22 protein-coding genes are annotated in these 26140 nt (G+C 67.1%); 5 read left to right on the forward strand and 17 right to left on the reverse strand.

Annotated elements, in window-relative coordinates; all coding sequences use genetic code 11:
* Window positions 1-21 precede the first annotated feature (21 nt).
* A complete protein-coding gene (locus ACZLZY_RS11230; RefSeq protein WP_472933990.1) occupies window positions 22-816 on the reverse strand; it encodes a DeoR/GlpR family DNA-binding transcription regulator in 795 nt (264 codons plus the stop codon).
* 207 nt (window positions 817-1023) lie between these two features.
* Between ACZLZY_RS11230 and ACZLZY_RS11235 the strand changes: the two genes are divergently transcribed.
* The 3 genes from ACZLZY_RS11235 (at window position 1024) to ACZLZY_RS11245 (ending at window position 5134) form a co-directional block, all read left to right on the forward strand.
* The gene (locus tag ACZLZY_RS11235) at window positions 1024-3123 is read left to right on the forward strand and encodes a bifunctional rhamnulose-1-phosphate aldolase/short-chain dehydrogenase (protein ID WP_472933991.1); all 2100 of its coding nucleotides are present in this window, start codon (window positions 1024-1026) and stop codon (window positions 3121-3123) included.
* Window positions 3124-3134: 11 nt separating this feature from the next.
* Window positions 3135-4481: an L-rhamnose catabolism isomerase gene (gene rhaI / locus ACZLZY_RS11240; protein ID WP_472933992.1), complete on the forward strand. Its 1347-nt coding sequence runs from the start codon at window positions 3135-3137 to the stop codon at window positions 4479-4481.
* A 98-nt stretch (window positions 4482-4579) separates the two neighbouring features.
* Complete coding sequence (locus tag ACZLZY_RS11245) at window positions 4580-5134, forward strand: SIS domain-containing protein (RefSeq protein ID WP_472933993.1); 555 nt, start codon at window positions 4580-4582, stop codon at window positions 5132-5134.
* Between the two features lie 137 nt (window positions 5135-5271).
* On the opposite strand, the gene ACZLZY_RS11250 is transcribed toward ACZLZY_RS11245, so the two are convergent.
* Window positions 5272-6165, reverse strand: a complete 894-nt coding sequence (locus tag ACZLZY_RS11250) for a sugar phosphate isomerase/epimerase family protein (protein ID WP_472933994.1) — start codon at window positions 6163-6165, stop codon at window positions 5272-5274.
* A 459-nt stretch (window positions 6166-6624) separates the two neighbouring features.
* Here ACZLZY_RS11250 and gbd point away from each other — a divergent pair, with 459 nt between their 5' ends.
* Window positions 6625-7737, forward strand: coding sequence for a 4-hydroxybutyrate dehydrogenase (gene gbd, locus ACZLZY_RS11255; protein WP_472933995.1), 1113 nt, complete (start codon window positions 6625-6627; stop codon window positions 7735-7737).
* A gap of 94 nt (window positions 7738-7831) precedes the next feature.
* Here gbd and ACZLZY_RS11260 read toward each other — a convergent pair whose 3' ends face one another.
* The 12 genes from ACZLZY_RS11260 to ACZLZY_RS11315 all read right to left on the reverse strand — a co-directional run bounded on the left by ACZLZY_RS11260 (window position 7832) and on the right by ACZLZY_RS11315 (window position 22103).
* Window positions 7832-9097, reverse strand: a complete 1266-nt coding sequence (locus ACZLZY_RS11260) for an AGE family epimerase/isomerase (protein ID WP_472933996.1) — start codon at window positions 9095-9097, stop codon at window positions 7832-7834.
* A gap of 109 nt (window positions 9098-9206) precedes the next feature.
* Window positions 9207-10298 (reverse strand): ABC transporter ATP-binding protein, encoded by a 1092-nt coding sequence (locus ACZLZY_RS11265; protein ID WP_472933997.1) that lies wholly within the window; start codon window positions 10296-10298, stop codon window positions 9207-9209.
* A gap of 11 nt (window positions 10299-10309) precedes the next feature.
* Window positions 10310-11149 carry a carbohydrate ABC transporter permease gene (locus tag ACZLZY_RS11270; protein WP_472933998.1) on the reverse strand — a complete coding sequence of 280 codons (840 nt, stop codon included), beginning with the start codon at window positions 11147-11149 and terminating at the stop codon, window positions 10310-10312.
* A gap of 2 nt (window positions 11150-11151) precedes the next feature.
* Window positions 11152-12084, reverse strand: a complete 933-nt coding sequence (locus tag ACZLZY_RS11275; RefSeq protein WP_472933999.1) for a carbohydrate ABC transporter permease — start codon at window positions 12082-12084, stop codon at window positions 11152-11154.
* A gap of 91 nt (window positions 12085-12175) precedes the next feature.
* Window positions 12176-13435, reverse strand: coding sequence for an ABC transporter substrate-binding protein (locus tag ACZLZY_RS11280; protein WP_472934000.1), 1260 nt, complete (start codon window positions 13433-13435; stop codon window positions 12176-12178).
* Between the two features lie 78 nt (window positions 13436-13513).
* Window positions 13514-14683 carry a PLP-dependent transferase gene (locus tag ACZLZY_RS11285; protein ID WP_472934001.1) on the reverse strand — a complete coding sequence of 390 codons (1170 nt, stop codon included), beginning with the start codon at window positions 14681-14683 and terminating at the stop codon, window positions 13514-13516.
* A complete protein-coding gene (locus tag ACZLZY_RS11290) occupies window positions 14680-15384 on the reverse strand; it encodes a FadR/GntR family transcriptional regulator (protein ID WP_472934002.1) in 705 nt (234 codons plus the stop codon). Before ACZLZY_RS11290 ends, ACZLZY_RS11285 begins: the two co-directional genes overlap by 4 nt.
* Window positions 15385-15630: 246 nt before the next feature.
* Window positions 15631-17226, reverse strand: coding sequence for an ABC transporter ATP-binding protein (locus tag ACZLZY_RS11295; RefSeq protein ID WP_472934003.1), 1596 nt, complete (start codon window positions 17224-17226; stop codon window positions 15631-15633).
* A 1-nt stretch (window position 17227) separates the two neighbouring features.
* Window positions 17228-18040 carry an ABC transporter permease gene (locus ACZLZY_RS11300; protein WP_472934004.1) on the reverse strand — a complete coding sequence of 271 codons (813 nt, stop codon included), beginning with the start codon at window positions 18038-18040 and terminating at the stop codon, window positions 17228-17230.
* A 4-nt stretch (window positions 18041-18044) separates the two neighbouring features.
* Window positions 18045-19037, reverse strand: coding sequence for an ABC transporter permease (locus tag ACZLZY_RS11305; RefSeq protein WP_472934203.1), 993 nt, complete (start codon window positions 19035-19037; stop codon window positions 18045-18047).
* A gap of 49 nt (window positions 19038-19086) precedes the next feature.
* Window positions 19087-20391 (reverse strand): NAD(P)/FAD-dependent oxidoreductase, encoded by a 1305-nt coding sequence (locus ACZLZY_RS11310; protein ID WP_472934005.1) that lies wholly within the window; start codon window positions 20389-20391, stop codon window positions 19087-19089.
* Between the two features lie 125 nt (window positions 20392-20516).
* Complete coding sequence (locus ACZLZY_RS11315; protein ID WP_472934006.1) at window positions 20517-22103, reverse strand: ABC transporter substrate-binding protein; 1587 nt, start codon at window positions 22101-22103, stop codon at window positions 20517-20519.
* Between the two features lie 273 nt (window positions 22104-22376).
* On the opposite strand from ACZLZY_RS11315, the gene ACZLZY_RS11320 reads away from it, so the two are divergent.
* Window positions 22377-23564, forward strand: coding sequence for a M20 metallopeptidase family protein (locus ACZLZY_RS11320; RefSeq protein WP_472934007.1), 1188 nt, complete (start codon window positions 22377-22379; stop codon window positions 23562-23564).
* Window positions 23565-23610: 46 nt separating this feature from the next.
* Here the strand turns inward: ACZLZY_RS11320 and ACZLZY_RS11325 are convergent, their stop codons facing one another.
* The 3 genes from ACZLZY_RS11325 to dhaL form a co-directional block, all read right to left on the reverse strand.
* Window positions 23611-24522, reverse strand: coding sequence for a homocysteine S-methyltransferase family protein (locus ACZLZY_RS11325; protein ID WP_472934008.1), 912 nt, complete (start codon window positions 24520-24522; stop codon window positions 23611-23613).
* A 184-nt stretch (window positions 24523-24706) separates the two neighbouring features.
* On the reverse strand, window positions 24707-25378 hold the full coding sequence (locus tag ACZLZY_RS11330) for a class II aldolase/adducin family protein (protein ID WP_472934009.1): 672 nt from the start codon (window positions 25376-25378) through the stop codon (window positions 24707-24709).
* Between the two features lie 66 nt (window positions 25379-25444).
* Complete coding sequence (dhaL, locus tag ACZLZY_RS11335) at window positions 25445-26086, reverse strand: dihydroxyacetone kinase subunit DhaL (RefSeq protein WP_472934010.1); 642 nt, start codon at window positions 26084-26086, stop codon at window positions 25445-25447.
* Window positions 26087-26140 lie beyond the last annotated feature (54 nt).

The raw sequence follows: 26140 nt of genomic DNA on the forward strand, positions 1-26140 counted from the left end.
GGCGGTCCAGCCGTCAGTGCATCAGTCATGGGCGGCGCCCCCGTCGAGCCGCGCCACGACGAGGCGGGGGCCGGCGGCCTCGACCATCTGCGCGGCGGCATCGCTGATGCCCTCGTCGGTGATGAGGACCGCGCAACGCTCCAGCGGCGCGATCACCAGGCTGGAGCGGCGGTCGAATTTCGAGGAGTCGACGAGCACGACCAGCTCGTCCGCCTGGCGCATCAGGCGCTGTTCCGACTGGATGATCAGCGGATCGGCTTCGGCGATGCCGACACGCGAAATGCTCTGCGCCCCCATGAACATCCGCCGGGCGCGGAAATGCGCGATGCCGTCGGCCTCGAACGGCGACAGGATTAGCCCCTGCTCACGGTAGACGGCGCCGGCCGGAAGCAGCACGGCGCAGGCGGAATGCTTCAGAAGATGGTCGGCGATCGGGAAGGAATTGGTCAGCACCTGCAGCTTCAGGCCGGTGAGATGGTGCACCATCTGAAAGGTCGTGGTTCCCCCATTGATAATGGTGGCATCGCCTTCTTCGCACAGCCTTGCCGCTTCGCGGGCGATGGCGCGCTTCTCGGCGACGTGCCGTGTCTGCGCGCCAGCGAAGCTTTCCCCCGCGATGACGCCCGGCGTCGGTGCCGACAGCGCCTCCGCCCCGCCGCGGACCTTGCGCAGCTTGCGCAGGCCCGAGAGGGTGGAGATGTCCCGGCGGATCGTCGCCTCGGATGCCCCGGTCAGTTCCGCAAACTCCGCAACGGTTGCGACGGAGCGGCCCTGGACGGCACTCAAGATCATCCGATGGCGCTCGCGTTCGTGCATTCGGCATTTCCTCCAGAACCGAAGCTCCAACGAAAACGCCCGATCGTCAATCATTTTCAGTCACAATCTATCATATTGCGATGCACCATGACTGGTTCTGCTCATTTTGGTTGACAGGCGGGACCATCGCCGGGATGCTTGGCGGCATCACCGACGCCGTCACGCGACAGCCATGGCGTCGGGCCAGACGCTCGGGGAACGAACACCATGTCCGCCACCACCTCCGCTTTGCTCGACAACCGCTGGGACGAGGCGAGAGCGATCGGCTTGAGCGAGCCGGAGCTGCTGCTCTATCGCTCGAACCTTCTCGGCAGCGACAAGCGGATCACCAATTACGGCGGCGGCAACACCTCGGCCAAGGTCGAAATGAAGGACCCGCTCTCCGGCGAGCCGGCCACCGTGCTGTGGGTGAAGGGTTCGGGCGGCGATGTCGGCACGATGAAGCTCGACGGATTCGCGACGCTTTACCAGGCTAAGCTCAACCAGTTGCGCGGCCTCTATCGCGGCCCGGATTTCGAGGACGAGATGGTGGGGCTGCTCAGCCACTGCACCTTCAACCTCAACCCGCGCGCCGCCTCGATCGATACGCCGCTGCATGCCTACGTGCCTTACAAACACGTCGATCACATGCACCCCGACGCGGTGATCGCCATCGCCGCGACGACGAACTCGCGCGCTCTGACGGCCCACATCTACGGCGACGAAATCGGCTGGCTGCCATGGCGTCGCCCTGGCTTCCAGCTCGGCCTCGACCTCTCGCGCTTTGCCGCCGAGAACCCGGAGGCGAAAGGCGTGGTGCTGGAGAGCCACGGCCTGTTCACCTGGGGCAACACCGCGCGGGAGAGCTACGAGACAACGCTGCGGATCATCAATAAGGCGATCGCCTGGTTCGACGGCCAGCTCGCCGGCAAGGCGGCCTTTGGCGGCCAGAAGCATCAGGCGCTCGACCCCGCGGCACGGCGCGCCATCGCGGCAAGACTGATGCCGGAAATCCGCGCCCGGATCGGCCAGGAAGAAAAGAAGATCGGCCATTTCGACGACAGCCTCGCCGTGCTGGATTTCGTCGACTCGGCCGATCTGGCGCCGCTGGCAGCCCTCGGCACCTCCTGCCCCGACCATTTCCTGCGCACCAAGATCTGCCCGCTGGTGCTGGACTTCGATCCGTCTACCGGCGACGTCGACGGCCTGCTGGCCGGCCTCGATGCCGCGATCGCGACATACCGCGAGGGCTACGCCGCCTATTACGAACGCTGCAGGCACGACGACAGCCCCGCCATGCGCGACCCCAACGCGGTGATCTACCTCGTGCCCGGCGTCGGCATGCTGTCGTTCGCCAAGGACAAGGCGACGGCGCGCATCGCGGCCGAGTTCTACGTCAACGCCATCAACGTCATGCGCGGTGCGTCCGGCGTCGGCACCTACCAGGGCCTTGCAGAGCAGGAAGCCTTCGACATCGAATACTGGTTGCTGGAGGAGGCGAAGCTCCAGCGGATGCCGAAGCCGAAGGCGCTCGCCGGACGCATCGCCTTCGTCACCGGCGGTGCCGGCGGCATCGGCAGGGCAACCGCGGCCCGGCTGCTGAGCGAGGGCGCCTGCGTGGTGCTCGCCGACATCGACCAAGCCGCGCTCGACGGGGCCAAGGCCGAATTCGCAACAAGCTTCGGCGCCGACCAGGTCCGCGGCGTCCTGCTCGACGTGACGAAGGAAGCCGCCGTCGAGGCGGGCTTTCTCGACACCGTTGCCGAGTATGGCGGCCTCGACATCCTCGTCTCGAACGCCGGCATCGCCTCCGCCGCACCGATCGAGGAGACCACGCTCGAGGTCTGGAACCGCAATATCGACATCCTCGCCACCGGCTATTTCCTCGTCTCGCGCGAGGCATTCCGGCTGTTCCGACGGCAGAAGCTCGGCGGCGCCATCATCTTCATCGCCTCGAAAAACGGCCTCGCCGCTTCCGCCGGCGCCTCCGCCTACTGCACCGCGAAGGCTGCCGAGATCCACCTCGCCCGCTGCCTGGCGCTGGAGGGGGCGGACGCCGGGATCCGCGTCAACACGGTCAATCCCGACGCTGTCCTGCGCGGCTCGAAGATCTGGAGCGGCGAATGGCGCGAGCAGCGCGCGGCCTCGTCGAAGCTGGAGACCGACCAGTTGGAGGAGCACTACCGCAACCGCTCGCTGCTGAAACGCTCGGTCTTTCCGGAAGACATCGCCGAAGCCGTGTACTTCCTCGCCAGCGACCAGTCGGCGAAGTCGACCGGCAACATCATCAACGTCGACGCCGGCAACCAGATCGCGTTCACGCGCTGAGCGATGCCGCCATGGCCCGATGCGCAGGCCGGCGCTTCGGGCAGAGCTCAAGTTTGAGGAGAGAGCCCGTGCGGATCGAGACGTCGCTGATCGAAAGCCAGAATGCCCTGCGCCGGGCCGACCTCGAGAAGGACTACGCCGCGCTCGGCGAGCGTCTGGGCCGGCGCGGCGTCGACATCAATGCCGTGGCGCGCGACGTGGCCGGCTTCACCGTGGCGGTGCCGTCTTGGGGCGTCGGGACCGGCGGCACGCGGTTCGCGCGCTTCCCGGGCCCCGGCGAGCCGCGCGGCATCTTCGAGAAGCTCGACGACTGCGCGGTGATCAACGACATCTGCCGCGCGACGCCGGCGGTCTCGCTGCACATTCCCTGGGACAAGGCCGACCCGGCCGATCTCGTCGCCAAGGCGAAGGCGCTCGGCCTGTCTTTCGATGCGATGAACTCCAACACCTTCCAGGACCATCCGGACGACCCACGCCAGCCGCTGTCCTACAAGTTCGGCTCCCTCAGCCATACCGATGCGGCGGTGCGGGCGCAGGCCGTGGCGCACAACCTCGAAACGGTCGAGATCGGCGCGGCGATCGGCTCCAGGGCACTGACGGTGTGGATCGGCGACGGCTCGAACTTTGCCGGCCAGGCCGATCTCGGCCGCGCCTTCGACCGCTATCTCTTTGCCATGAAGGACATCGTCGCCGGGCTGCCAACGGACTGGCGGATCTATTCCGAGCACAAGATGTACGAGCCGGCCTTCTATTCGACCGTCGTGCAGGACTGGGGCACCAGCTACCTCACCGCCATGGAACTCGGCGAGAAGGCGTTCTGTCTCGTCGACCTCGGCCATCACGCCCCCAACGTCAACATCGAGCAGATCGTCTGCCGGCTGATCCGGACCGGCAAGCTCGGCGGTTTCCACTTCAACGATTCCCGCTATGGCGACGACGATCTCGACGCCGGCTCGATCGACCCGTTCCGTCTGTTCCTGGTCTTCAACGAGCTGGTCGAGGCCGCCGGGAAACTCGATGCGCTGCAGCCGTCCTACATGATCGACCAGTCGCACAACGTCACCGATCCCATCGAGAGCCTGATCCGTTCCGCCAACGAGATTCGCCGCGCCTACGCGCAGGCGCTGCTCGTCGACCGCCCCGCGCTGCACGGTTTCCAGGAGGAGAATGATGCCATGATGGCGTCGGAAACGCTGAAGGACGGTTTTCGCATCGACGTCGAGCCGATCCTCGCGAAAGTCAGACTCGACGCGGGCGGCGCCATCGATCCGGTCACGGCCTATCGCGCCAGCTCCTACCGGGCAAAGGTCTCGGCAGATCGGCCCGCGATGAAGGGCTCCGGTGGCGGCATCGTCTGACGCCGTGGTCGCAGGCCGAGAGCCTCGACCGCCGCTATACCGGCACCGGGCGCAAGCGCGCATCCACGACGCTCACCCGGCATTTCTGGAGGAAAACCATGACTAATCTGTACCGCACCGCGCTCGATGAACTCGGCGTCGCCATGGACCGCATCGATGACAGCCAGGTGGACGAAGCCTGCAGGCTGGTGGCGGACGCGCGCCATGTCAGCGTCTATGCCGGCGGTCGCGAGGGCCTGCAGGTCAAGGGTTTTGCCATGCGGCTGTTCCACCTCGGCCGATCGGTCTCGGTGATCGGCGACATGACGACGCCGGCGCTCGGCGAAGGCGACCTGTTCTTCGTCGTCTGCGGCCCGGGTGAGATCTCGACCGCCGTGGCGCTGGTCGGCGTCGCCAAGGCGGCCGGCGCGAAGGTGCTGGTCGTCACCGCGCAGCCGTCGGGCAAGGTGCCGGGCATGGCCGACTTCGTCCTCACCATCCCGGCGCAGACCATGGCCGACGATCAGGGCGTTGCGGCCACGTCGGTGCTGCCGATGGGCTCGCTGTTCGAGGGTGCGCTGTTCGTGCTGTTCGAGGTGATGGTTCTGAAGTTGAAGACCTTGCTCGGCGTCACGCCCGAGGCGATGCGCGCGAACCATACCAACATGGAATAGCCGACAGCGGAACGTCCGGCGGACGGTCTGCCGGAATGGCCCAGCCAGTCTAACACAGGCCGGCTGAGCCTCCTGATCGCACCAGGGCCTCCGTGCTCGCACTTTCACCCTGGTGCTCTACAGATCGGCGCCTTGCTTCAGGGAAGCCGGCTCCGGCTGGCTTGTTTCGCCGCCTCCTTCGCCGATTTCAGCTGGACGCGGGTATAGGCAAGCGCATGCGACGCCAGATCGCCGCTGTCCTCCCAAAGATTGCGCCAGATGCCGAGGATGCCCTCGAGCGGCTGCCCGACCACGCGCGAGGAAAACGATTCAAAGGTGATCGGGCCTTGGTAGTCCAACCGCACCAAAGCCCGGAAAACGCCGGCGAGGTCGATGGTGCCCGACCCCATGTAGCCGCGGTGGGAATCGCCCGTGTGAAAGTAGCCCAGGTATTTCCCCGTCTCGGCGATCGCGGTCGGCACGTCCGACTCCTCGATGTTCATGTGGTAGACGTCGAGATGCACCTTGACGTTGTCGGCGCCAGTGCGCTTGCACATCTCCACTGCTTGCGCCGCCGTGTTCAGCACGTTGGATTCGTAGCGATTGACCACCTCGAGCCCGAGCGTCACGCCGCTTTTCGCCGCGACCTCGGCGACTTCCGCCAGCACCTCTACGGACTGTGCGACGCCTGCGGCGGTCGTCGGGACCGCGTACTTCTGAAACGCCGAATGCAGGATGCCGCAGAGGTGGGTTGCGTTGAGGTCGCGGGCGATCGACACCGCCTCCAGGAGCCGCGCCTTGCCGCGCGCTACCTTGCCAGCATCGCCGCTGGAAATGTCGGTGTCCGCGTCGAGGCCCATCGAGAAGTTGATGCCGATGCCGGCGGCCTCCAACTGGCGGCGGGTGAAGTCGACATCGATCGAGCTCGGATCGAGCGAGGGCGCCTCGATGAAATCGTAGCCGACCTCGGCGGTGCGCTGGATAGCGCGCGCGCACTCGGCGTTGCTCCAGCCGGCCTCCCAGACGAGTGCATGGACCCCTAGCTTGTTCATGTTCCCTCCCGCTTCCCTTTTGCCCGGCATTTCGATGTTTATGTATGCTCGGTTTTTTTCGTACTGATCTCTCACAGGTGCGAGCCGGCTTATCGCTTGGCCCTATCAGCATGCGTAGGATATTCCGCCGATCGGGAATGGGGAATGACCACGTCCAGGCTGCTAAGGCTCGACTGGCCCATACAGCGGTTGACCGTGCAAGACACGAACCGGTACGACATGCACGCCCCGAACACATGAGGTTTCCCGCCAGCGACATGGCCCGGCGGCACAGGCTCGGACCGCAGGGGAGAGCACGAGAGACCACCCGACCGGTCGCAACGAATGGTGCGACGAGGATTGCGGCCTGCCAGTGTGCGGCACCTCAGCGCTCCACAGCGTAGATCGCTCCAACGCGGCGTCTGCGGTGCCGCAGCCGACTTCCTGCCTGTTGAAACAGACATTCGAAAGCGCGCATCCATGGCCCTCATCACCTATCTCACCCGCATCGAGTTCGACGAAGGCGCAGTCGCCAAGCTGCCGGCGATCCTCGAGGGTCTCGGGGTAAAGCGGCCGCTGCTCGTCACCGACCGCGGCCTCCTGGCAAGCGGCATGGTCGAGCGAGTCGCCGGCCTCTTCGCCGAGCGGCCGACGGTCTTCTCGGAAACGCCGGCCAACCCGACCGAGGCGGCCGTCGATGCCGCCTATGCCCTCTACGGCGCCGAAGGCTGCGATGGGATCGTCGGCCTCGGCGGCGGCTCGTCGCTCGATCTGGCCAAGGCGGTGCGGCTGTTGACCGGCCATGCGGGTCCGATCGCCCAGTACACGCTGGTCGAGGGCGGCCTCGGCAGGATCCACGGCCGGATCTGCCCTTTCGTCGCGGTGCCCACCACCTCGGGCACCGGCTCGGAAGTCGGCCGCGCCGCGGTGATCATCACCGCCGAAGGGCGCAAGCTCGGCATCATCAGCCCGCACATGCTGCCCTCGGTCGCGCTGTGCGATCCGGAACTGACCTATGGCCTGCCGCCCTTCCTCACCGCGGCAACCGGCATGGACGCGCTATCGCACTGCCTCGAAACCTATATGGCGCCGGCGATCAACCCGCCCGCGGACGCGATCGCCATCGACGGGCTCAAGCGCGGCATCAAGGCCATCCGCCAGGCGGTCAAGGACGGCAGCGACCGCAAGGCGCGCTCGGAGATGATGATGTCGGCTCTAGAAGGCGCGATGGCCTTCCAGAAGGGCCTCGGCGCGGTACACGCGCTGACCCATCCGCTCGGCGCGATCCGCGAACTGAACCTCCACCACGGCACGCTGAACGCGGTGCTGACGCCCGCCGTGCTCCGATTCAACCGCCCGGCGATCGGCGACAAATGGGACGTGCTGACCGAGATCCTTGGCGGCGAGCCGGACCAGGTGATGGCCGGGCTGTCGCGCGACATCGGCTTGCCGTCGGGCCTCGACGCGCTCGGCGTCACCGAGGCGATGCGCGAGCGCGTCTCCGGCGAGGCGCTGAAGGACCATTGCCACGAGACCAATCCGCGCATCCCGACGCAGGCGGAATACCGCGAGCTTCTCGACCAGTCGCGCTAGAACATCCGGCCCGTCACGCGGCTTGTCCGCTTCTGGCCACGGCGCTTCGCCGGCCAGTAACGCTATCATCCTGAACCACGGGCCCAACGAATGCCTACAGCGCGAGGGCACTGATCTCCTCGTACAGGCGGGAGACGCCCGGGGCGAGCGGCAGGAGCGTCGCCTGGACGGAGTGGTAGATGTCCGGCTTGCCGATGAACTGGCGCCCCACGGGCTGTCCGGCCTCGTCGATCTCGGGATACCAGCCGCCACGGTCGTGGTCGATGAAGTGGCGGTCCGCGAAGCGCCAGGCCTTGCGGTAGCGCGCCTCGTCATCCGGCTGCGGCGCCACTTTTATGAGCGCGGCGGCTGCGCCGATGGCCTCGGTCACCGGCCACCAGTAGCGATCGGACACGAGCGGCTTGCCGTCGGCCGAGACCGTGTAGACGAACCCGCCATCCCCGCGCCACGCATCGGCGAAGGCCCGCTCGAACAAAGCGCGGGCGCGCACGGGGGCATCGGCGTCCAGCCGACCTGCGAGGTCCCAGTGCTGGAGGACGAGGCGTGACAGCTCGAAGGAGTGGCCGGGCGTCGTGCCGGCCGGGCGGAACATCGGATTGCCGCGGTAGTCGGGATCGGGCGTCCAGGCCTCGGTATAATGTTCGGGCAGCCGGTAGGCGTTGGCCGGCGCGATGCGGCCGACGAAGGTGTCGAGAATGCGGCCGGCGCGGTCGAGGAAGCGGCGCTCGCCCGTCGCCTCGAAAGCGGCGAGGAAGGCTTCGGTACCATGCATGTTGGCGTTCATGCCGCGATAGGTCGAGAACGGGGCCCAGTCGCGGGTGAACTCGTCGCGGAGAAGGCCGTGCGCCTCGTCCCAGTAGTGCCGGTCGATGATGCCGGACACGTCCTGTAGAAGCCGGTCGGCATCGGGATGGCCGGCCAGCTTGGCGCTGGCCGCCGCCAACAGGACGAAGACGTGGCCGTAGGCGAGTTTGGTGCCGTCCTCGATTTCGCGCCCGCGGATCGCCGCGGCGTAGCCGCCGTGAAGGGTGTCGCGGTGTCCGTGCCAGAGACGGTCGAGGCCGGCATCGATGATCGCCTCGCCCCCCGTCCAGCCCGCGGCCTTTCCGAGCGCATAGGAATGCACCAGCCGGGTCGTCGTGTGGAGTTCCTGCGGGCCGCCGGGGATCGGGCTGCCGTCGAGGCCGAGCACGTCGAACCCGCCATCGGTCCGAAGCGAGCGCTCGAAGAACCCGAGCTGGCGGCGGGCATCGGCGATCAGCCAGGCGCGATGCGTCTCGTCCTGCCGCCAGGCGGTGCCGGCGTCGTCTGGCCCGAGCCGGTCGCCACTTGGCGACGTTCCACTCCCGTTGTTCCCCATCCCCTGATCCCCTTCAATGCGTACCGCGTTTTTGTCCTGTTCGAATGCCGGCATTCTCTCCGCGCGGCAGATGCCCTGCCCCGACAGCCGGCATGGTGCCTGGCGACGGTCAGTTGAGCCGGTGTCCGGACTTGGAGTCGAACAGATGGAGCTTGTCGGCCGGCAAGGTCATCTTCACCGTGTCGCCGGTCCTCAGGCCGATGCGGCCAAGATGGAAAGCCTTCAGCGAGGTATCCCCGAAATGGGCGTGGACGATGGCCCCCATGCCGGTCGGCTCCACCAGTTCCACCGGGCAGACCATGCCGCCCGGTGCCCCACCGCCGGCGACCTCGCCGACGAGGACATGTTCGGGCCGGATGCCGATGGTGAGGTCCAGGCCCTCGGCCACGGCCAGCGGCCGCAGCAAGGCGATGCTGATGCCGGGGGCCACATCGAGGGCGGCGCCGCCCGCAGCATCGCTGCGGTAGCGGCCGTGGAAGAAGTTCATCGCCGGCGAGCCGATGAAGCCGGCGACGAAGCGGTTGGCCGGGCGCTCGTAGAGGTCGAGCGGCGTGCCGATCTGCTGGATGTAGCCGCCGTCCATGGCGACGATCCGGTCGGCCAGCGTCATCGCCTCGATCTGGTCGTGCGTGACGTAGATCGAGGTCGCGCCGAGGCGCTGGTGCAGCTTCTTGATCTCGGCGCGCATCTGTTCGCGCAGGCGCGCGTCGAGGTTCGACAGCGGCTCGTCGAACAGGAAGGCCTGCGGCTCGCGCACGATCGCCCGGCCCATCGCCACGCGCTGGCGCTGGCCGCCCGACAACGCTTTCGGCCGCCGCTCGATCAGCGGCGTCAGGCCGAGGATGTCGGCAGCGTTGGAGACCGCGCTTGTGATCTTCTCCTTGGCGGCTTTGCGCAGCCGCATGCTGTAGCTCATATTGCCGGCGACGGTCATGTGCGGATAGAGCGCGTAGGACTGGAACACCATGGCAAGGTTCCGGTCCTTCGGCTCGAGGTCGTTGACGCGTTTTCCGGCGATCAGGATGTCGCCCGAGGAGACCTCGTCGAGCCCGGCGATCATCCGCAGCAGCGTGGACTTGCCGCAGCCGGATGGGCCAACGAGGACGACGAACTCGCCCTTCTCGATCGACAGGTCGACCGAATGCAGCACGGCGACGGTCCCGAAGGATTTCTGGACGGCGCGGATGTCGATGGCAGCCATGATGGATCTCCTCAGCCCTTGACCGCGCCGGCCGTCAGGCCCTGCACGAGGAAGCGCTGGATCATGAGGAAGAAGAGGACGGCTGGGATCAGCGCGAGGACGCCGGCGGCCATCATCTGCCCGAAATTGACGCCGAACTTCGAGACGAAGGACAGGAGCCCCACCGGAAACGTGCTGGCATCGGTCTTCGAGATCAGCATCAGCGCGAACAAGAGCTCGCTCCACGCGGCGGTGAAGACGAAGCCGAGCGTCGCCGCCATGCCTGGCAGCGTCAGCGGCACGATGATCTGGCGAAACGCGGTGAAGCGGCTGGCGCCGTCCATCTGCGCCGCCTCCTCCAGCTCCTTCGGGATCGCGTCAAAGAAGGACTGCATCAGGAACACTGCGAAGGGGACGTTGAAGGCGGTGTAGACCACGACGAGGCCGGTCAGGCTGTTGGTCAGGCCGAAGGGCGTCAGCATCTTGAAGATCGGCGCGATCAGCATCACCAGCGGAAACATCTGCGTCACCAGCATCAGGGCGATCAGGAAGAATTTCCCGCGAAAGAGGAAGCGCGACATGGCGTATCCAGCGCCGGCCGCGATCAGCGTCACCAGAACGGCGGTCGACAGCGAGACGATCAGGCTGTTGCGGAAGAACAGCGGGAAGCTCGAATGCTGCAGGACGAAGCTGTAGTGCTCGAAGCTCGTCGCCGAGGGCCAGAGCCGCACGCCCTCGCTGTAGAGCAGCTTGTTGGGCGTCAACGAGACCTTCAGGAGCCAGTAGAGCGGGAACAGCGCGAAGGCGATGAAGGCGAGGATCGCGGTACGGTGGGCGAGCGTGCCAGCGATGCGTTTCGTGCGGGAAGCCATGGTCAGGACCTCGCCAGCAGCGTCTGCCGCAGGACGACCAGCAGCAGCGAATAGATCATCAGGAGCACCAGCAGCACCAGCGCGATCGCCGAGGCATAGCCGAAATCGAGCCGGCGGAAGGCGGTGGTGAAGATGTAGCTCGCGACGATCTGGGTGCGGTCGGCCGGGCCGCCATTGGTCATGACCACGATGAGGTCGGCGAAGTTCGCAACCCAGACCGTGCGCAGGAGCACGGCGATGGCGATGGTCGGCGCAAGAAACGGCAAGGTGATCGCCCGGAAGCGCTCGAGCGGGCCGGCGCCGTCGATGGCCGCCGCCTCGTAGATGTCCTTCGGGATCGACTGGAGGGCGGCCAGCAGCGTGATCGCGAAGAAGGGGATGCCCCACCAGACATTGGCGATGATCGGCCCCCACATCGCATGATCGGGATCGGCAAGGATATTGACAGGCTGGTCCATCAGGCCGAGCGCCGTCAGCCAATGCGGTATCGGGCCGACCACCGGGTTGAACAGCCAGGCCCAGTCGAGGCCGGACAGGAAGCTTGGCACCGCCCAGGGCAGGAAGACCAGCGCCTGCGCGACACCCCGCCCGGCGAACGGCACGTTGAGGAGAAGCGCGAGGATGAGGCCCAGGGTGAACTGGAAGAAGACCGAGGTCGCCGTCCAGAACACCGTGTTCTCGAGGGCGAGGAAGAAGTCCTCGTCGTTCCAGAGTTTGGCAAAATGCTGCAGGCCGACGAAGCCGCCGCCGAACGGGTTGAGCAAGCGGATGTCGCGGAAGGCGTAGGTGATGCCGATCACCAGCGGCACCAGCATCACCGTGACGATCAGGATCACCGCCGGCGCAGTGTAGAGATAGGGCTCCAGCCGGGCGCCGAGGCGGCGGCCGGTCGGTCTGTCGGGGCTCGCGCCGGGGGATTGGCCGATGGCGGTCATCTCGTCTCTTCAGTTGGCACGGGCGGAGCCCCCACCAATGGAGGTTCCCGCGAGGGCGGCACGCGGCGGCTCGCGCCGCGCGCCGGTCGAACTACTGCGCCATCTGCTTCTGCTTGGCGGCGGTGAGGTAGTCCGCCCAGGTCTTGGCGAGATCCTCGGGCGTCGTCGCGCCGAGCAGCGCCTCCTGGCTGGTCTTGATCACCAGCGAGTCCTTGAAGAAGGCGAACTCCTCGAGATCGGTCGGCATCATCGTCGGCACGACGTTCGGATCCGACAGTTCCTCGAACCAGCCCTTGAACTTCTCCTGCGCGTAGAACGGATCCTGCTCCGCCGCCTTGTGCACCGGCAGCGCCCCGGTGCGCTTGTTCCAGGCGATGTTGCCCTCCGGTCCTTCCAGCGTCTCGATCAGCTTCCAGGCGAGATCCTTGTTGGCGCTGGCCGAGAACATCGACCACCCTGCATATCCAATCGTCGGGAAGGTCTTGCCGGATGGGCCTTTCGGCATCGGCGCGACGCCATACTCCTCGGCCGACAGGTGCTCGTCGATCGAGATCAGCGCGTCGGGATCCTGGTCGAGCATGGCGCAGGTGCCGGAATAGAAGCCCGCGACGATCTCGTTGAAGCCCCAGTTGATCGAATCCTTCGGGGCATAGCCCTTCTTGTAGAAGTCGGTGAGGTAGGCGAGCCCCTTGACCCAGCCGGGCTCGGCGAAGGTCGAGGTGCCGTCTTCCTTGAAGAAGGTGTTGTCGCCATTGGCGATGGCGCCGAACATCACCCAGCCGTTCAGCCCGCCGGGGCCGCCGCGCAGGCAATAGGCCGATTTCCCCGGCAGCTTCGAGATCTTCTCGGCGGCCGCGGTGAACTCGTCTAGCGTCGCCGGCGGCGCCTCGACGCCGGCCTCCTTGAATAGCTTCTTGTTGTAGAACATGGCGCGGAGATAGAAGCCGTAGGGCAGCGTGTAGGCGGTGTTGTCGACGGCGCGGCCGAACTGCAGCGCGCGGTCGTTGAGGCCGGCGGTGTACTGCCAGTCCTTGAGGTAGGGCTCGAGATTCTCCAGCGCGCCGTTCTTGGCGTAGAGCGCAAGCCAGGTGTCGGGCATCTCGACGACATCCGGCGTCTCGCCAGCCGAGACCATGGTCGCGAACTTCTCGAAAGCTTCGCCCCAGGGCAGCGAGGTGATCTCGACGGTGGTGCCGGGATTGGCGGCCTCGAAGGTCTTCACCAAACCCTGCAGCGTCTCGGTGCGCTCGGGGCTGGTGATGACCTCAGTGAGCTTCAGCACCGTCTGCGCCTGGCCCGCGCCGATGAGGCATGTGGAGAGGAAAGTCGCAGTCAGGAGTATCTTGAGCATCGCGTCATCCTTCTTGTCTGGCCGGTCTCATGCCGGGCACGGGTTGATCTGGTCTCAGGCAGAAAGCGGCGACGTCCCTCAGAGCGTCGCGTGGTCGATGGCGGCAGCAAGGTCGCGCCAGAGCGTGTCCGCGCCCTCCAGCCCGACATGCAGCCGCACGGAATTCTCGTGGATGCCGAAGGCGACGGCGGAGTTCGGCGCGGCCGCCTGGGCCCGCACCACCCTCCCCGGCACCACCAGGCTTTCGTGCCCGCCCCAGCTGACGCCAAGGCTGAACACCGAAAGCCGGTCGCTGAAGGCCGGAATGTCGATCCCGTCCTTGAAGATGAAGGAGAACAGGCCTGACGTGCCGGTAAGTCCCGCCGGCAGGCTGTTGGCGAGGCCCGGATGCTGCACCGATTCCACCGCCGGGTGCGCCAGCAGCCGCTGCGCCAGATCTAGCGCCGCGCTCTCGTGCGCCTTCATCCGGATCGGCAGAGTGCGCAGGCCGCGGATTAGCAGCCAGGCGTCGAAGGGCGACAGCTTGCCACCGAGATAGGGCAGCGTCGCCGAGCGGATCTCACCGATATGCGCCGCCGAACCCGCGACGACGCCGGCCACCACGTCGGAATGGCCGCCGAGATATTTCGAGGCCGAATGCAGCACGATGTCGACGCCGAGCGCGAGCGGGTTCTGGAAAATCGGCGAGGCCCAGGAATTGTCGATGACGGTCATCACGCCGTGGGCGCGGGCGATCGACGCCAGGGCGCCGACGTCGTGCACGTCCATCACCCAGCTGGTCGGACTCTCCATGTAGAACAGCTTTGCGCCGGGCATCGCGGCGGCCACCGCTGCCTCGTCGCGGCCGTCGACATAGGTCACCTCGATCCGCAGGCGCTTCAGCAGCGTCTCGAACAGGCGGTAGGCATCGGGATAGACGTGGCGGACGCAAACGATGCGCTCGCCTGGCTCGACGAAGGTCAGAACGGTCGAGGAGATCGCCGCCATGCCGCTGGCAAAGCCCAGCGCATCCTCGGCGCCCTCAAGCGCTGAAATCTTCTCCTCGAAGATGCGCACCGTCGGGTTGAGACCGCGCGAATAGGTCGGCCGGACCTTCAGGCCGCGGTAGGTTTCCTCCATGTCCTGATAGGAAGAGAAGGTGAAGAGCGAGGTCTGGACGATCGGCGGGACGACCGCCTCATAGGGGTTCGGCTCGTCATGCGCCACGATGAAGGCGGCGTCAGCGGCGGAAAAGGCGCCATCGTTCATAGGGACATGTCCTTGATATCCTCCTCGACGATGTCGAGGATCGCGAGCGTCTTCTCCCGCGCGAGCGCGGGGTTGCCGCCGGCGATCGCCTCGAACAGCTCGCGGTGGAAGGGAAAGGACCGGCGCGCGAAATCCGGCCGGTCGAAGGGTTTTGCGAAGAAGTGCTCGAACGCCTCGCGCATCTGTTCCAGCAATTGGCGGAACATCGGATTGTGCGTGGCGTCGTAGATCGAGAGGTGGAAGGCGAGATCCTCGCGGCCGGCCGTCCCCTTCTCCAGATGCACCCGCTCCATCTCCTCAAGCTTCGCGCCGAGATCCGCGATGTCGTCCGCATCGGCGCGCTTGGCTGCCAGCATGCTGGCCTCCACCTCCAGCCCGCGGCGAACGTCTAGCGTCTGCAGCAGCGCATCCCGCTGGTGCAGGGCGTCGAAGGACAGCGGCATGTGGATGGTCGACGGGGAGACAACCCGCAGCAGGAAGGAGCCGCTTCCCTTGCGCGTCTCGGCAATGCCGAGCGCTTGGAGATAGCGCATCGCCTCGCGGGCGGTGGAGCGGCCGATGCCGAGCGCCTCCATGATCTCACGCTCGGTCGGCAACCGGTCGCCCGCCCCGAGCCCGGACTTCGCAATAAAGTCGGCAAAGGCCGAAACGACGTCCTTGACCCGGTCGGACCGCGGCAGACGGGAGAGATTGTTCAGCACGGCACCCCTCCCCAGCCCCAAAAGTTGTCTGACATCTGACGTCTGTCAGGTTGATAAGTCAAGCGGGTGGTTCGCGTCGTCTGAGGGGGATTTCACGGTGCCATGACGGGAATAGAACGAGACGGCTTTCCAGCCGGTCCTACGTCGTGGGGCGACAAGCCAACCGTCAGTAGCCCTTTCGCTGCGACAGGGGCCGCTGCGGCGCGCAGCCACGGTGGCGCTGCCTCGTGTGCGTCAGATTGGGCGCTACAGCGCCGCGCGATAGCGTTCCAGCCAGCCGATCTCCATCCGCGGCACCGCCTTGAGCAGCCGGTCGGTATAGTCGTCGAAGGGCTGCGACAGCACCGTCTGCTTCGGGCCTGACCGGACGATCTTGCCTTGGTGCATGACGGCGACGCTGTCGGCGATCGCTTCGACGATGGCGATGTCGTGGGTGATGAAGAGGTAGGAGACCGAACGCTCGGCCTGCAGCCGGGCGAGAAGGCCGAGGACGCCGGCCGCGACCAGCGGATCGAGCGCCGAAGTCGGCTCGTCGCAGACGATCAGCTCGGGCTCGGCGGCAAGCGCGCGGGCGATGCAGACGCGCTGCTTCTGCCCGCCGGAGAGCTCGGCCGGATAGCGCTCGGCAAGGCTTGCCGGCAGTTCCATCTCCTCCAGCAGCGACAGGACTTTTGCCCGGCGCGCGGCGCCCCGCAGACCGAAATAGAAGGTCAACGGACGGCCGATGATCTCACCGATGCTCTGGCGTGGATTGAGCGAGGTGTCGGGGATCTGGTTGACGATCTGGATCTTGCGCAGCGCTTCCTTGCTGCGCCTCCGCAACGCGGGATCGAGCACGGCGCCGTCATAGCGCAAGGTGCCGCTCGACGGCGGGAGAAGCCCCATGATCACCCGCGCCAGCGTCGACTTTCCCGAGCCGGACTCGCCGACGACCGCCAGCGTGCGGCCGCGCCCGACGGCAAGGCTGACGCCGTGGAGGACCTTGGAGGAGCCATAGGCGGCGTCGAGCCGCTCGACCCACAGCAGATCCGAGGCGGTCTCGGTCGCGCCGGGTCGCGCCGCCTGCCGGACGGCGACGAGGTCGCGGGTATAGGGCTCTGCGGGGCGGTTGACGATCTGGTCGGCGCTGCCGAGCTCGACGGTCTTCCCCTTTCGCAGGACGAGGATGTCGTCGGCGATCTGCGCGACGACGGCGAGGTCGTGCGAGATGTAGAGCGCCGCAGTGCCTGTCTCCTTCACCGCCTGCTTCATCGCCACCAACACCTCGATCTGGGTGGTGACGTCGAGCGCCGTCGTCGGCTCGTCGAAGACGATGAGCGCCGGCTTGCGGCAGAGCGCCAACGCCGTCATCGCCCGCTGCAGCTGGCCGCCGGAGGCCTCGTGCGGGTAGCGGTCGCCGAAGGTCGCGGGGTCCGGCAGCGCGAGCAGGCGGAAGAGCTCGGTCGCGCGCGCCACGGCCTCCCGCCGGCTGAGCTGGCCGTGCCAGAGCGAGGCCTCGATGATCTGCGCCATCAGCGTCTGCGCCGGATTGAAGGCGGCCGCGGCCGACTGCGCGACATAGGCGACGGCGTTGCCCTGGAAGTCGCGGAGCGCTGCCGGCGACATGCGGCCGAGCTCGGCACCCTTAAAGGCGATGCTGCCGCCGGTGATCGCCAGCCCCTCGCGCTGATGGCCGATGGCGGCGAGGCCGATGGTCGACTTGCCGGCGCCGCTCTCGCCGATGAGGCCGAGCACCTTGCCCGGCGCTAGGTCGAACGAGACCCGGTCGACGATGACCGCGCCGTCCTGCGCCTTGCCGGAGACAGCGCGAATTTCGAGATCGCGGACGCTGAGCAAGCTCATCTCAGCGTCCTCCCTTGGTGCTGCTGCTGCGGTTGATCAGCCAGTCGACGACGAGATTGACGGCGACGGCAAGGATCGCGATGGCAAAGCCCGGGATCAGCGCCGAGGTGATGCCGAACAGGAGGCCGTCCTTGTTCTCGCGCACCAGCGCGCCCCAGTCGGCCGCCGGCGGCTGGATGCCGAGCCCGATGAAGGAGAGCGTCGAGAGGAACAGCACGGCATAGGCAAAGCGCAGGCCGAGTTCGGCCAGCAGCGGCGACAGAGCGTTCGGCAGAATCTCGCGGAAGACGATCCAGGCCCAGCCCTCGCCGCGCATCCGCGCCACCTCGACATAGTCGGCGACGACGAGGTCGCCGGCGATCGACCGGCTCACCCGGAACACCCGCGTCGCCTCCAGCACGGCCATCACGGCGATCAGCACGGCGGTCGTCTTCGGCAGGATCGACAGCACCACCAGCGCGAAGATCAGCGTCGGGATCGACATCAGGACGTCGTTCAGCCGCGACAGCAGCTGGTCGACCCAGCCGCCCATGGCGGCGGCGAGAAAGCCGAGGACCGTGCCGCCGACGAAGGCAAGGACCGTGGCGGCGGCGGCGATGACGAGGGTGATCTGCGCCCCGAAGATCAGCCGCGACAGGAGATCGCGGCCGAGCGTATCGGTGCCGAGCGGGGCAGCGGCGGAAGCGGGCTCCCAGACGCCGCCGATCGGCTGGTAGCCGGCATGCGGGGCGATCAGCGGCGCCAGCACGGCGACGAGGACGAAGAGGCCAAGGACGATCAGCGCGAGCGCGGCGGAAAGGGTCAGACGGGGCATCGGCTCACCGCTTCAGGCGCAAACGGGGATTGACGAGGATCGTCAGGATGTCCGCCGCAAGGTTCAGGCCGATGTAGATCGCCGCGAACACCAGGCCGCAGGCCTGCACCACCGGGACGTCCCGCTTGGTGACGTGGTCAACCATGTACTGGCCCATGCCGGGATAGACGAAGATGATCTCGACCACGACGACGCCGACCACGAGATAGGCGAAATTCAGCATCACGACGTTGATGATCGGCCCGAGCACGTTCGGCAGCGCGTGCCGCGAGATGATCCGCCAAGGTGGCAGGCCCTTGAGTTTCGCGGTCTCGATGTAGGGCGCCGACATCACGTTGATCAGCGCCGCGCGGGTCATCCGCATCATGTGGCCGAGGACGGCTAGGACGAGCGTCAGGCACGGCAGCAGCACCGCCTCCAGCCGGTCGACGAGCGGCATGCCGTCGAACACCAGGGAATTGGTCGGCAGCCAGTTCCACTGCACCGCGACATAGGCGATCAGGAGGTAGCCGACGAAGAACTCCGGCAACGAGATCGCCGCGAGCGTCACGATGTTGATGAAGCGGTCGAGGGAGCGGTCGCGGTAGAGGACGGACACGCCGCCCAGCACCAGCGCCAGCGGCGTCGCGACGATCGCGGCAAAGCCGGCGAGAAACAGCGTGTTCTGCAGCCGCGGCCAGAGGCTGGCGGCGATCTCCTGGCGGTTGCTGGTGCTGATGCCGAGATCGCCCTGGACGATGCCGCCGAGCCAGTGCGCATAGCGCAGCAGCGCCGGCTGATCGAGGCCGAGCGTCGCGCGTATGGCGGCCACGGCCTCCGGCGTCGCCTGCTGCCCGAGCATGGCAGTGGCGACATCCCCTGGCAGGATCTGCGTGCCTGCGAAGATCAGCAGGGACACCGCCAGCAAGGTCAACAAGCCGAGGCCGACGCGGCGAATGATCAACCCGGCGATCCCCGTCGAGCGGTCGCGCCGCCGGGCGTCTGGCGCAGCGGCCAGCGCGACGCTCTGGCTGTCGATGTCGATCACTGGTGGCCTCTCTGCTCGCTCAGGCTCTCGCCGAAAAGCGCTGAAAATCGAAATGGCGGGCCTCGGGCGGCAGTGCCCGATCGAGCACGATGTCGGCCGTGAGCCGCGCGGCCGCTTGGCTCAACCCGAAACCATGACCGGAGTAGCCGGTCGAAAGCACCAGTCCCGGCACCTGTCCCACCCGGGAAATGACAGGAATGGCGTCCGGTGTCACGTCGGCATAGCCGCCCCAGGTCTCGGACACCCCGGCCTTGCCGAGCGCTGAGAGGTGACGGTTCATCATCGCTTTCACCCCGGCGACGATCGCCTGCGAGGGGATGGGATCAAGCGTGCGCTCCCGGCGGAACGGCGACGCCTCCTTCTTATTCCACCAGTTCTCGTAGCCGAGTTCGCGAAAGAATCGCCTTCCGAGGCGCAATTTCACATCACCGCGCTGCTGCAGCAGCGAGGGCAGGAAGTCGCGGAAGAACCTCAGATTGTCGGGCACGATGTCGGCGATGTACTGCCCGCCTTGCTCGATCGAATAGCGGCCATCGTCGCAGCGGCGGATGCAGAGGCCGGGTATCCAGAGCGCCGCATCGGGTCCATCCAAAGCCACGTCGGACTTGGCCATCGAGACGCGCGCCTTCAGCTGCGGTAGGCGGACGCCGAGCGGGCGAACGAACATCGAGGACCAGGCACCGGCCGCGACGACCACGGTTGAGGTCGCGACGCGGCCCTTTTCCGTCACCACGGCGGAAACCGCGCCCGCCGCGGTCTCGATCCCCTCCACCGCGCAGTGGTCGAGGACGGTGACGCCGAGCGAGCGGGCATGCCGGGCGATCATCGGGGCAGCCCGCTGCGGCTCGGCCCGGCCATCGCTCGGGGTGAACAGTCCGACGGGGTAGCTGTGTTCGAAGCCGGGTGCCTTTTCGGCGATCTCCCGCCGGCCGATCACCCTTGTCTCCAGCCCGCACTCCCGGGCACGGTCGATCCAGGCCTGATAAGGAGCAAGCTCACTCTCGTCGCGGAAGGCATAGACGCTGCCACATTGGCGGAAACCGGTATCGCCCGAGATGCGGGCGTCAAGGCTGTTCCAGGCGGCAAGGCTCTTGATCGACAGCTCGACCTCGCGGACGTCCCGTCCTTGCTGGCGCACCCAGCCGGCATTGCGGCTCGACTGCTCGCCGGCGAGGACGCCCTTCTCGCAGACGACGCAGGAAATCCCGGCCTCGGCGAGATGCTTCGCCGTGGTCAGGCCGATGATGCCGCCGCCGACGATGACGACGTCGGCGCGCCCGGGAAGCGCTGCGTCGGTCTCGACGCTCAGGATTTTCGGAGCCATGGAGCCTTTCGGGGAGACAGGCGTGAGATCTGCGCGGCAAGGCCCGCCGCCGTCACCAGCACCCGGCCTTGCGCGAAGAAAGGGAGCGGCGAAGGCCCCAAAGCCATCGCCGCATTCCCGTCCGATCAGGCGTTGAACCAGACCTTTTCCGGCAGGCGGTAGCCGCAGAGGTCGCCGCCACCGGGCACGCTGGTGACGCCCGACAGCTTGGTCGACGACGCGACCTTCAGGTCGGAGAAGGCCGGGATGATCTCGCCGCCGTCCTCGACCAGCATCAGCTGCAGGTCGTGGTAGATCTGCTTGCGCTTGGTCTCATCGAACTCCGACCGCGCGGCGATCAGCTTGGCGTCGAAGTCGGGCCGCTTCCAGGCGGTCTCGTTCCACGGCGCGTCGGACTTGAACACCAGCGACAGCATCGCGTCGGCCGTCGGCCGCATCGACCAGTTCGACGCGCAAAACGGCTTCTTCATCCAGACCTCGTCCCAGTAGCCGTCGCTCGGCACCCGGTTGACCTGAATGTCGATGTCGGCGGCCTTGGCCGAAACCTGGAAGAGCTGGGCCGCATCGACCGCGCCGGGGAAGCCGTTGTCGGAGGCCGACAGCTCGAAGGCGCCGGCAAAGCCCGACTTCTTCATGTGGAAGCGGGCCTTGTCCGGGTCGTAGGCATTCTTCGGCAGATCGTCGGAATAATACTTGTTCCAGGGCGCGATCGGGTTGTCGTTACCGACGGTGCCGATGCTGCCCATGACGGTCGCGACCATCGCCTCGCGGTCGATCGCGTATTTCAGCGCCTTGCGGACGTCGTCATTGTCGAACGGCGCGGCGTTCATCCGCATCGGGAAGGTAAACATCGTGTTGGCCGGCGACGTCGTCAGCGCGATCGAAGGCAGCGACTGGATCCGCGAGATCATCCGCGGCTCGACGCGGTTGATCGCGTGCACCTGCCCGCTCATGACCGCTGCAAGCCGTGCGGTCGCGTCGTTCATCGCGATCGTCTCGCAGCTGTCGACATGGCCGCGGGCCGGGTTCCAGTGGCTGTCGAAGCGCGAGGTCAAGGCGCGCACGCCCGGCTGGAAGCTTTCGAGCTTGAACGCGCCGGTGCCGATGCCCTTGGTGAAGTCGCCGCCGTCCGGGCCAATGCCGAGATGATAGTCGGTCAGCGTCGCCGGAAAATCGACATTGCCGGAGTCGAGGGTGAAGACAACCTCGCCTGGCGCCGGCGAGGTCAGCTCGGTGATGGTCAGGAGCTGGCCCTTGGCACCCGAGCCGCTCTTCTCACCGCGGTGATGGTTGATGGAGTAGATGACGTCGGCGGCCGTCAGCTCCTTGCCGTTGTGGAACAGCACGCCCTTGCGGATTTTGAAGCGCCAGGCCGAGCCGTCCGGCCGAACCGGCTCCCAGCTTTCCGCCAGCGAGGGCACCAGCGCGCCGGTGTCGTCGATCTCGACCAGCGTATTGAACAGCTGGAAACCGACCGTGTACATGTAGGCTTCGGTATAGAAGGCCGGGTCCAGGCTGTCGGAGCTCGAGGCGGTGTCGAGGCCTAGGATCAGGTGGCCGCCCCGCTTCGGCGTCGAAGCCTCCTGCGCCAGCGCAGCCGAGAGCGCGCTGCCGGACAGGAGCGCGCCGGCACCGAGCATGGCGGAGGCTTTCAGGAGGCCACGCCGGCTCATGCCCGTGAAGAATGGACCGCTCTCGAATCTGTCCGTCATGCCATGGTGCTCCTGCGTCTGAGATATCCGGCAGGGATAGCGTCCGCGCAGCCCGGCCGAAAGGGAAGAAATACTCAATTACAAGCGGTTTTGGGCCAGGAGACGCCGTCACACTGAAAAAAGGGGAAAGCCTTGGAGGACACGGCATGCGCCTTTCTTGCGGCAGACAGGTGCGGCAGACGCTCTCGCGGTGGCGCTAGAAAAACGGTAGGCGCTGTCTGATGCGAGGGATCTTGCACTCCCTCCGCGCCACCTGCCGCCGAAGGAACCACCATGCTTGCCAACAGCCTCAGCTCGAAGATCGAGGAAATCACCGCGTCGATCGCCCCCGACCTCGTCGCCATCCGCCGGGACATCCACGCCCATCCGGAGGTCGGGTTCGAAGAGGTGCGCACGTCAGGCATTGTCGCCGACCGGCTGGCAGCGCTCGGCATTCCGGCGCGTTCCGGCATCGGTCGCACCGGCGTCCTTGGGCAGATCGACACCGGCCGGCCCGGCCCCCACCTCCTGATCCGCGCCGACATGGACGCGCTGCCGATCCACGAGCAGACGGGGCTTGGCTTCGCCAGCACGATCGAGGGCAAGATGCACGCCTGCGGGCACGACCTGCACGTGGCGACCCTCCTCGGTGTCGCCGAGGTCATGGAACGGCTAAAGGACGAACTGTCCGGGCGCATCAGCTTCATGTTCCAGCCGGCCGAGGAGACGTCGGACAGCGGTGCGGCGGCGATGATCGACGACGGTGCGCTCGACGGCGTCGACATGGCGCTCGGCTTCCACAACCACCCCGACGAGGCCGTCGGCAGCTTCAGCTACACGCCCGGCATCTCCAACGGATCCTCCGACGAGTTCAGCATCCTCGTCACCGGTACGTCCGGCCATGCCGCCCGGCCGCAGCATGCCTGCGACCCCATTGTGGCGGCGGCGACGCTGATCCTGCAGCTGCAGACGGTCGTCGCGCGCGAGGTCGACCCGATGCACCCGGCGGTGCTGACCATCGGCGGGATCGAGGGCGGGCTCGCCCACAACATTATTCCCGACAGCTGCCGGCTGATCGGCACGGTGCGCACGCAGCACCCGGAAAACCGCGACCTGATCGAGCAGGCGATCCTCAGGATCTGCGCCGGCGTCTCAGCGTCGATGCGGGTCGACTGCCGGCTCGACATGGTGCGCGGCGTGCCCTCGCTCGTCAGCGACGAGACGCTGCTGCGCGCGACGGTAAAGAGCATCACCGAGCATTATGGCGACGTCGTGCACGCCCGGCCGGCCTCGCTCGGCGCGGAGGATTTCGCCCTTGTCGGCGCCAAAGTGCCGGCCTTCCAGCTCGGCGTCGGCGCGCAGACGCCGGGCCGCGACGACAGGCTGCACAATTCGGACTACCAGCCGGATGAGCGCTGCATCGGCTACGGCGTCATCGGCCTGTCGCTCGCCGCCTTCGACCTGCTGCGTCCCACGGCCTGACCTTCAGGAGGCCGGCATTGCCGGCCTCATCGCTCGTACCCGGCTTTCAGCCCGGGAAAGCCTGTCGGACGCAGTGGATGTGCTCGTGGCCGATGCCGCAGCAGCCGCCGACGATCGAGGCGCCCTTCTCGACCCACTCCGCCGCCATGCCGGCATAGCGCCGGGGCTCAAGATCGCCGCGCAGCTCGGTCAGCGTCTCGTTGGCGACCTCGTCGTCTGCCTTGACCTCGAAGGCGTTGGCATAGACGCCGATCCGGACGTCCGGGCGGGCGGAATCCAGCACCGCCGCGGCGACCCCGACGGCTTCCGCCATGATCTCCGGCTGGCTGCAGTTGAACAGCATCGCCACCGCCGGCGACCTCGCGAGCCACTCGGCCGCAGCCTTCACCGTCTCGCCCGAGCGCAGCTTCGGCGTGCCGTGGCCGGCGGACTCCTCGTCGAGGGTGAAGGAGATCCAGACCGGCTTGCCGCTCGCCGCCACAGCATCGCAGACCGCCTGGCCCTCGGCGATCAGGCTCAGCGTCTCGCCGAGCCAGAGGTCGACATGCGGGGCAAGGCCGGGAACGAGCCGGCTGAGATAGCTGGGCGCGAGCGCTGCATCGAAGTTTTCCGGCTCGTAAGAGCCGAACAGCGGCGGCAGCGAGCCGGCGACCTGGACCCGCCGCTCCGGAAAGGCATCGGCAGCGGCGCGCGCCAGCCGACCGGCGCGATCGGCGAGCATCGTCGCATCCCGGTCGAACCGCTCCTGCCCGATGTGAAACGGCACCAGCGCATAGCTGTTGGTGGTGACGATGTCGGCGCCGGCCTCGATGAAGACGCGGTGCACCTTCCCGACGATCTCCGGCTGCTCGATCAGAGCGAGCCCCGACCATTCGGGCTGGCGCAGCGTGGCACCGAACGCCACCAGTTCGCGGCTCATGCCGCCATCGAGGACCAGAATACCGTGGGACACGCGCATTGACCTTCCTGTTTCTCGGCAAGGCCAAAGGCGCCTCGCCGGAGATGGGCGCAGCCTTCGACCGCTGCCCGGCATCGCCTGAGGTACGCCATGCCGTCGGCGCGCCGCAAGCGGACGGCGACCAGTTCCTCCGTTGCAGAACGCCCTGACGCCTTCTCCGAGCGATCCGGCTTGCGGTCGGCGGCTAGGCCGCCGGCTTTGCCTGCAGGCCGTAGGCCCCGAAGCTCCTGAGGGTCTCCTTGATCTCGGCGTCGCCCAGAATGACCGGACCGTCCTTCAGCTGCAGGCTGTAGAAATATTGCCGGGCGATGGTCTCGAGCTCGACTGCCCGCCACATCGCCTTGTCGAGATCGGCGCCGAGGGCGATGCTGCCATGGTTGGCGAGGAGGCAGGCCGTACGGCCCTCCAAGGCCTTCAGGGCATGGGTGGAAAGCGCGGCCGTGCCGTAGACGGCGAAATCCGAGCAGCGCACGTCGTTGCCGCCGAAAGCGGCGATCATGTAGTGGCAGGCCGGGATGGAAAGGCGGCCGATCGACAGCGTCGTCGCGAAGGTCGGGTGCGCGTGCACGACGGCGTGGATCTCCGGCCGCTCGCGCAGGATGTCGCGGTGGAAACGCCATTCCGAAGACGGCCGGAGCGGCCCCTCGAACACCGCCACCGCGTTGTCGTCGATCGGCATCGAGGCCAGCATGTCCGGGCGCATCGCCTCATAGGACGTCGCGGTCGGGGTGATCAGCATGCGGCCCTCATGGCGGACCGAGATGTTGCCGGAGGTCCCCTGGTTCAGCCCGTTGCGGTTCATCTCACGGCAGCAGTCGATGATATGCTGGCGCAATTCTGTCTCGGTCGTCGGCACTCTCGTCCTTTCCGGGATGTAGCTTGGCGCGACGGCCTTCCGCGCTGCCGCCGGGTGATACGCGGATCAGGCCGCGGCGAAATGCTCGGCCATGACGGCGATGATCAGCGCCGCCGACCGCGCGCCGGGGTCCATGTGGCCGAGCGCCCGCTCGCCGAGGCGCGCGGCGCGGCCCTTGGAGGCCGTCATCGCCTTGGTCGCCTCGGCGCCTTCCGAGGCCGCTGCGGCGGCCGCGCTAAGGCATGCTGCGAGCGGCTGGCCGGCGTCGCGGGCGGCCTGCGCCGCCTCGGCACCCGGCAGCCAGGCATCGGCCATGGTCTTCTCGCCGCGAACGACCTTGCCGCGTTCCTGGATGCCGCGCGCCATCGCGGCGACCGCATCGACCATGGCGTCGCAGTCGAGCACCGCTCTGCCCTTCACCGCCGCGCCCGCCCGCAGGAAGGCGGTGGCATAGAGCGGCCCGGACGAGGCGCCGACGGCGTTGAGGAAGGATTTCGCCGCGGTGTTGAACACCGCCGTCGGCTCGGCGTCGGGGTCGAGCCCCGCCAGCACCTCGGTGACGGCGGCAAAGCCGATGCCCATGGTCACGCCGTGGTCGGCGTCGCCGATCACGCCGTCGAGCTGGCTGAGATGGTCCTTATGCTCCTCGATCATGTCGGCGATCGCCTTGAAAAGGGCGATCAGGTCGCGGGCGGCGATGTCGGTCACGTCAATTCTCCCAGAGGTCACGGCGAACGGGCTTCCGGCCCCGGGCCGCGCAGG

The organism is Mesocryomonas lacus (genome assembly GCF_055730135.2).

Excerpts from the sequence above, each read along its gene's own strand:
- rhaI (WP_472933992.1), top strand. The coding sequence starts at position 3,135 with ATGGCCCGATGCGCAGGCCGGCGCTTCGGGCAGAGCTCAAGTTTGAGG.
- ACZLZY_RS11235 (WP_472933991.1), top strand. The coding sequence starts at position 1,024 with ATGTCCGCCACCACCTCCGCTTTGCTCGACAACCGCTGGGACGAGGCG.
- ACZLZY_RS11260 (WP_472933996.1), bottom strand. The coding sequence starts at position 9,097 with ATGGGGAACAACGGGAGTGGAACGTCGCCAAGTGGCGACCGGCTCGGG.
- ACZLZY_RS11320 (WP_472934007.1), top strand. The coding sequence starts at position 22,377 with ATGCTTGCCAACAGCCTCAGCTCGAAGATCGAGGAAATCACCGCGTCG.
- ACZLZY_RS11280 (WP_472934000.1), bottom strand. The coding sequence starts at position 13,435 with ATGCTCAAGATACTCCTGACTGCGACTTTCCTCTCCACATGCCTCATC.
- ACZLZY_RS11270 (WP_472933998.1), bottom strand. The coding sequence starts at position 11,149 with ATGGCTTCCCGCACGAAACGCATCGCTGGCACGCTCGCCCACCGTACC.
- ACZLZY_RS11230 (WP_472933990.1), bottom strand. The coding sequence starts at position 816 with ATGCACGAACGCGAGCGCCATCGGATGATCTTGAGTGCCGTCCAGGGC.
- gbd (WP_472933995.1), top strand. The coding sequence starts at position 6,625 with ATGGCCCTCATCACCTATCTCACCCGCATCGAGTTCGACGAAGGCGCA.
- ACZLZY_RS11275 (WP_472933999.1), bottom strand. The coding sequence starts at position 12,084 with ATGACCGCCATCGGCCAATCCCCCGGCGCGAGCCCCGACAGACCGACC.
- ACZLZY_RS11310 (WP_472934005.1), bottom strand. The coding sequence starts at position 20,391 with ATGGCTCCGAAAATCCTGAGCGTCGAGACCGACGCAGCGCTTCCCGGG.
- ACZLZY_RS11250 (WP_472933994.1), bottom strand. The coding sequence starts at position 6,165 with ATGAACAAGCTAGGGGTCCATGCACTCGTCTGGGAGGCCGGCTGGAGC.
- ACZLZY_RS11265 (WP_472933997.1), bottom strand. The coding sequence starts at position 10,298 with ATGGCTGCCATCGACATCCGCGCCGTCCAGAAATCCTTCGGGACCGTC.
- ACZLZY_RS11285 (WP_472934001.1), bottom strand. The coding sequence starts at position 14,683 with ATGAACGATGGCGCCTTTTCCGCCGCTGACGCCGCCTTCATCGTGGCG.
- ACZLZY_RS11300 (WP_472934004.1), bottom strand. The coding sequence starts at position 18,040 with ATGCCCCGTCTGACCCTTTCCGCCGCGCTCGCGCTGATCGTCCTTGGC.
- ACZLZY_RS11325 (WP_472934008.1), bottom strand. The coding sequence starts at position 24,522 with ATGCGCGTGTCCCACGGTATTCTGGTCCTCGATGGCGGCATGAGCCGC.
- ACZLZY_RS11245 (WP_472933993.1), top strand. The coding sequence starts at position 4,580 with ATGACTAATCTGTACCGCACCGCGCTCGATGAACTCGGCGTCGCCATG.
- ACZLZY_RS11315 (WP_472934006.1), bottom strand. The coding sequence starts at position 22,103 with ATGACGGACAGATTCGAGAGCGGTCCATTCTTCACGGGCATGAGCCGG.
- ACZLZY_RS11295 (WP_472934003.1), bottom strand. The coding sequence starts at position 17,226 with ATGAGCTTGCTCAGCGTCCGCGATCTCGAAATTCGCGCTGTCTCCGGC.